This is a genomic window from Pseudomonas emilianonis, from assembly GCF_023072625.1.
In the GTDB taxonomy this organism is placed as follows: Bacteria; Pseudomonadota; Gammaproteobacteria; order Pseudomonadales; family Pseudomonadaceae; genus Aquipseudomonas; species Aquipseudomonas paraveronii.
Map to the genome: position 1 here is coordinate 1 of NZ_JAKNRV010000498.1, position 3,087 is coordinate 3,087.

Consider the following 3,087-nt stretch of genomic DNA (forward strand, 5'->3'; position numbering starts at 1 on the left):
GAGCGCGGTGGAGCAGGGCGCCGAAGGCATTGGCCTGCTGCGCACCGAACTGATTTTCATGGCCCACCCCCAGGCGCCGGACGAAGCCACCCAGGAAGCCGAATACCGCCGCGTACTCGACGGTCTTGGCGGTCGCCCGTTGGTGGTCCGCACCCTCGATGTGGGTGGCGACAAACCGCTGCCGTATTGGCCGATCGCCGAGGAAGAAAACCCCTTCCTCGGCGTGCGCGGCATTCGCCTCACGCTGCAACGCCCGCAGATCATGGAAGCGCAGTTGCGCGCGCTGCTGCGCTCGGCGGATAACCGGGCGCTGCGCATCATGTTTCCGATGGTCGGCAGCGTCGATGAGTGGCGCGCGGCCCGGGACATGACCGAGCGCCTGCGCCTGGAAATCCCGGTGGCCGACCTGCAACTGGGGATCATGATCGAAGTGCCGTCCGCCGCGTTGCTCGCGCCGGTGCTGGCCAAGGAGGTCGATTTCTTCAGCGTTGGTACCAACGACCTGACCCAGTACACCCTGGCCATCGACCGTGGCCACCCGACGCTGTCGGCCCAGGCCGATGGCCTGCACCCCGCCGTGTTGCAACTGATCGACATCACCGTGCGCGCCGCCCATGCCCATGGCAAATGGGTCGGCGTGTGCGGTGAGCTGGCCGCCGACCCGCTGGCGGTGCCGGTGCTGATCGGCCTCGGCGTGGATGAGTTGAGCGTGTCGGCCCGCAGCATTCCTGAAGTGAAGGCGCGGGTGCGTGAATTCAGTCTGAGCGAGGCCCAGAGCCTGGCCCAACAAGCACTCGCGGTGGGTTCGCCCGCCGAAGTGCGAGCCCTTGTGGAGGCCGTGTAGATGGCAAGGATTTTGACCCTGACGCTGAACCCGGCGTTGGACCTCACGGTACGCCTGGCGCGCCTGGAACCCGGTGAAGTCAATCGCAGTGAGACGATGCTGACCCACGCCGCCGGCAAGGGCGTGAATGTCGCCCAAGTGCTGGCTGACCTCGGCCATCACGTCACCGTCGGCGGTTTCCTCGGCGAGGACAACCCCCAGGCCTTTGAGGCGCTGATCGCTCGCCGTGGGTTTGCCGATGCGTTCATCCGCGTGCCCGGCGAGACCCGCAGCAATATCAAGATTGCCGAACACGGTGGCCGCGTCACCGACATCAATGCGCCGGGGCCGCAGGTCACTGAGCAGGCACAGCAAGCGTTGCTCAATCAACTCACGCTGATTGCCCCAGGGCACGATGCGGTGGTGGTTGCCGGCAGCTTGCCGCGCGGCGTCAGCCCGCTGTGGTTCCAAGGCTTATTGGTGCAACTGAAAGACCTCGGCTTAAAAGTTGCCCTGGACACCAGCGGCGAAGCCCTGCGCGCCGGGTTGAAGGCCCGCCCGTGGTTGATCAAGCCCAATACCGAAGAACTCGCCGAGGCCCTGGATTGCCCGACGGACTCCGTCGACCAACAGGCCCAGGCCGCCGAGCGTTTGCATGCCGAGGGCATCGAGCATGTGGTGATTTCCCACGGTGCCGACGGCGTGAACTGGTTCAGCCCCGGCACGGCGCTGCACGCTACGCCGCCGCAGGTCAGCGTCGCCAGCACCGTCGGCGCAGGCGATTCGCTGCTGGCCGGGATGCTCCACGGTTTGCTCAGTTTCGATGTGCCCGAAACGACCTTGCGCCGCGCCACGGCAATTGCCGCGATGGCCGTCACGCAGATCGGTTTTGGCATCAGCGATGACGCGCAGTTGGCGCGTCTTGAAAGCGGCGTCCATGTGCGCCCGCTGACAGAACAATAAGAGGGTTTGTGATGAATTTAGCCATTGTTACCGCCTGCCCGAACGGCATGGTCACCAGTGTGCTGTGCGCCCGTTTGCTCGACGCCGCCGCGCAGCGCCAGGGTTGGAGCACCAGCGTCGAAGTGGTGGACGTGCAGCACCCGGAACGTCAGCTGTCCCAGGCCACGCTCGATGCCGCCGAGTGGGTGTTGCTGGTCAGCAGCACGCCGGTGGAGATGCAGCGGTTTGTCGGCAAGCGCGTGTTCCAGAGCACCCCGGCCCAGGCCTTGCAGGACGTCGAGGCCGTGTTGCGCCGTGGCGCCGAAGAGGCTCAGGTGTATGTCGCCAGCCAAGCCCCGGTGGCAACGAAACAGACCCCGCGGATTGTCGCGATTACCGCCTGCCCGACTGGCGTAGCGCACACCTTCATGGCCGCCGAAGCGTTGCAGCAGACCGCCAAGCGCCTGGGCTATGAGTTGCAGGTGGAAACCCAGGGTTCGGTTGGCGCACGCACGCCGTTGAGCCCGCAAGCGATTGCCGAGGCCGACGTGGTGTTGCTGGCGGCGGATATCGAAGTCGCCACCGAGCGCTTTGCCGGCAAGAAGATCTACCGCTGCGGCACCGGCATTGCTCTCAAGCAAGCCGAAGCGACCCTCAACAAGGCTCTGGCCGAAGGCGTCGTTGAAAGCGCGGCGAGCGGCGCGGTGGCCAAATCGGAAAAAACCGGGGTCTACAAACACCTGCTGACCGGCGTGTCGTTCATGTTGCCGATGGTGGTGGCGGGTGGTTTGTTGATCGCCTTGTCGTTAGTGTTCGGCATTCATGCCTCTGAAGAAAGCGGCACCCTGGCGGCGGCTCTGAAAACCGTCGGTGACCGGGCCTTCATGCTGATGGTGCCGCTGCTGGCCGGCTATATCGCCTACTCGATTGCCGACCGGCCTGGGCTTGCGCCCGGCATGATCGGCGGGTTGTTGGCCGGTACGTTGGGCGCGGGCTTTATCGGCGGGATTCTCGCCGGCTTCCTTGCCGGTTACTGCGTCAAGCTGATCAGTCGTGCGGTGCGCTTGCCGCAAAGCCTGGAGGCGCTCAAGCCGATCCTGATCATCCCGTTGCTGGCGAGCCTGTTCACGGGCCTGGCGATGATCTACCTGGTGGGCCCGCCGGTGGCGCGGTTACTCACCGGCCTGACCGACTTCCTCAGCACGATGGGCACCACCAATGCCGTGCTGCTCGGCATCCTGCTCGGCGGCATGATGTGCGTTGACCTGGGCGGGCCGATCAACAAGGCCGCGTATGCGTTCTCCGTCGGCTTGACGCAGTAA

The 3,087-nt window shown here is 65.3% G+C and carries 2 protein-coding genes and 1 pseudogene; all 3 read left to right on the forward strand.

All coding sequences use genetic code 11. The annotated features are described in order from the left end of the window. Nucleotides 1-844, forward strand: an 844-nt coding sequence (locus L9Z73_RS28260) for a phosphoenolpyruvate--protein phosphotransferase (protein WP_345894190.1), incomplete at its 5' end; no start/stop codon positions are given. Then, complete coding sequence (gene pfkB / locus L9Z73_RS28265; RefSeq protein ID WP_247408060.1) at nt 845-1,786, forward strand: 1-phosphofructokinase; 942 nt, start codon at nt 845-847, stop codon at nt 1,784-1,786. A gap of 11 nt (nt 1,787-1,797) precedes the next feature. Then, a pseudogene (locus L9Z73_RS28270) lies at nt 1,798-3,078 on the forward strand (PTS fructose-like transporter subunit IIB); the annotation flags it as partial. Nucleotides 3,079-3,087: the final 9 nt, after the last annotated feature.

What these genes read in the sequence shown, in the direction of transcription:
- pfkB (WP_247408060.1), top strand. Translation starts at nt 845, where the DNA reads ATGGCAAGGATTTTGACCCTGACGCTGAACCCGGCGTTGGACCTCACG.